At 47.0% G+C, this 2,866-nt stretch carries 3 protein-coding genes; all 3 read left to right on the top strand.

What is annotated here, in order from left to right; translation table 11 throughout:
- Positions 1-443 (top strand): class II fructose-bisphosphate aldolase (locus Q0140_RS05525; RefSeq protein ID WP_297962651.1); only part of this gene is annotated, 443 nt, incomplete at its 5' end.
- 1 nt (position 444) lies between these two features.
- On the top strand, positions 445-1,734 hold the full coding sequence (locus Q0140_RS05520; RefSeq protein WP_297896500.1) for a MotA/TolQ/ExbB proton channel family protein: 1,290 nt from the start codon (positions 445-447) through the stop codon (positions 1,732-1,734).
- Entirely contained in the window at positions 1,721-2,743 is a 1,023-nt protein-coding gene (locus tag Q0140_RS05515; protein WP_297962648.1) for an OmpA family protein, read from the top strand. The genes Q0140_RS05520 and Q0140_RS05515 overlap by 14 nt, the downstream gene beginning before the upstream one ends.
- Positions 2,744-2,866 lie beyond the last annotated feature (123 nt).

Here is a 2,866-nt window from a genome sequence, read left to right as displayed (position 1 = left end):
AGGGCCGCTACCTGCTGGCCGCTACCTTCGGTAACGTCCACGGCGTGTATAAGCCGGGCAACGTCGTGCTGCGACCTGAAATTTTGAAAAATTCGCAAAAATTCGTCCGAGAAAAATTTAATCTGCAATCCGAAAAACCCGTAAATTTCGTCTTTCACGGCGGCAGTGGTAGCGAGACCTCCGATATCAAGGCGGCCGTGAGCTACGGCGTCGTTAAGATGAATATCGACACTGACACGCAGTGGGCGTTTTGGGACGGCGTGCGCGCTTATGAGGCCAAAAATCACGGCTATTTGCAGGCTCAAATTGGCAATCCGGAAGGTGAGGATAAACCGAATAAAAAATTCTACGATCCTCGCAAGTGGCTAAGAGCTGGCGAGCAGAGTATGGTGGCGCGCTTGCAGGTCGCATTTGACAATCTAAATTGCCTAAATAGGAACTAATATGGATCGCCCAAATAACGAAGTGCTCGATATCACGCTACCTGAGGCGAAGGAGCGCTCGTTAGCGGGCGTTTTTTTTAAGATCGCAGCTCTGCCGATTGCGGTTTTTGTGGTGTTTTTGCTGGGCTATTTGGGGCTTATCGGGCTGAAGGTAGAAACACACTCGATCCTGATGCTTGCGGTTTTGCTAATTATTGCACTAATTTTAGCTCGTCATAATGCAGAATACGGCTGCTTAAATTTTCAAAATAATATCGATGACTTCAAGCGCGAGCTGAAAAATTACATTGTCGCCAATCTCTTAAGTATCGGCGGTAAAAAAAAATCAGATGCCAGCTTTGATCTTTTTGTGGACGAATACGGCTACTCACTGCGTAATCAAAACTACGCTTCCGTCGCGTCGGCAGTCTTTCCGATGCTTGGAATTTTAGGAACTTTCATCTCGATTGCGATTTCGATGCCGCACTTTTCCTCAAGCAATATCGATGGGCTCGAAACCGAGATCGCGCAGCTTCTAGGCGGCGTAGGTACAGCATTTTACGTCTCGATCTATGGAATTTTCTTAGCGCTTTGGTGGATATATTTTGAGAAAAAGGGCATCAGCAAATATGAGCGCCTGCTCATCAAATACAAAAATTCCACTAAAAATTTCTTCTGGAACAAAGACGAAATAACACAGGGCTATCTGAGTGAAATTTTAAACTCTAATTCTGAAATTTCGCGCTCATTTGCGATGATGAGCTCTACGAATTTTACCGAAAGGCTAAACCGCCTAATCGATGAAAAAATCGGCGCTTTTGAAAGCGTGATGGAAGCTGAGAAGCGAAGTATGGCGATTACACAAGAAGAGCTTGAAAAAGCGGGAGAGATGGTCCAAAGGACAAATCTCGCTCACGGCGAGTTAGATAAGAGCTTCGCTCAAATTTTATCTGCGCTTAAGTCCGTGTCTGCAAGCCTAATCGAAATTCAAAACGGGATTTCCGCGCAGTATCTAAATCAGTCTAAGACTTTAACGGACGGGCAAGGCGAGCTGGCTAACATTACTAGTGCATTAAGCGCTCAAATCAAGAGCTTAAATGCTTCCTTGGGCGGGTTTGCGGGCGAAATTTCAAGTTCGCAGAATGCTTACGCCGCTAAAATTGACGCTAGCTTTAAGGGACTAAGCGCGGATTTGAAGGCACTTTTAGCTGGAGAGGGCGCTGCGCGGACGAGCAACGAAAGCATCATCGAAGAGCTTCGTAAAACGCTTGCGAGCATCGATGAAAAAGCACTTTTAGATGAAAACGAATAACGAAGAAAAAGAGACTTTTTGGATCGCGTACGCCGATTTGATGGCGGGACTACTTTTTGTTTTCGTGCTTTTAGTAGGCGGCATCATCGTCAAATACTTCCTCACGCAAAGCAACCTGCAGGAGAAAGAAAGTCAAATTTCAAGCGCGCTAGCAAGCCTGCAAAGCCAGGAGAAAAAAAGCGCCGAGCTTGAGGCGCTGAATAAAATTTTTAGCGATCAGCTCGAGAAGCTAAATATCGAAAACACCGATCTTCGCAAGCAAAATTCCATCTATTTCATACAGATTGAAGATCTGACCGAGATGGCGGAGAGGCTGAAAAAAGAGAATTCAGACATCAACTCGCTTCTGCAAAAAGCACGCGACGACGCCAACGCTACGATCAGCCAAAATGAGCTTAAAATCGCCTTTTTGCTCGATCAACTCACGCAGAAGGAGAGCGATTTTAATAAAATTTTACAAGACCTCAACGTCACGAAAAACCGCATCCGCAACCTAACCGGAATGAAGGTCAAGATCATCGCCGATCTGAAGGAGAAGCTGGGGGGCAAGATCCGCATCGACAACGAAAGCGGCGCGATGACGCTAAGCTCGTCGATCCTTTTCGACAAAGGCTCAAGCGAGCTGAAAGAGAGCGCCAAAGAGACGCTCCGCTCGACGCTACAGAGCTATTTTGCCGCGCTTTTGAATAACGACGAAATTCGCGAAAATTTAGATCAGATCATCATCGAAGGGCACACGGACAGCGACGGCGGGTATTTGTACAATCTCGAGCTCTCGCAAAACAGGGCGTTTGCGGTGATGGATTTCATCAACTCGTGGAATAAAGATGAGCGACTGCAAAAATATCTCATCGCCAGCGGTCGCAGCTACACGCAGCCCGTGATGCGCAGAGGCGTCGAGGACAAAGACGCCAGCCGCCGCATCGAGATCAAATTTACCCTTTCAAACAAAGAAGCGATGGAGGAGATCAGGAAATTTTTGCAGTTCGACGCGAACGCTACGAATTAGCGGCTCACCCTTAACGGCTCGCTCGAAATTTTAGCCCGCAAAGGGGAGGGCTTAAAATTTTAAAATTCTTGACGAATTAACGGCTCATCTGAAATTTCAATGGCGGCGCGGGGCGCGTGGACG

Source organism: uncultured Campylobacter sp., assembly GCF_938045405.1.
Lineage (GTDB): Bacteria > Campylobacterota > Campylobacteria > Campylobacterales > Campylobacteraceae > Campylobacter_B.
The sequence above is the reverse complement of the archived record's forward strand: the minus strand, read 5'-3'. Positions and strand labels throughout refer to the sequence as shown.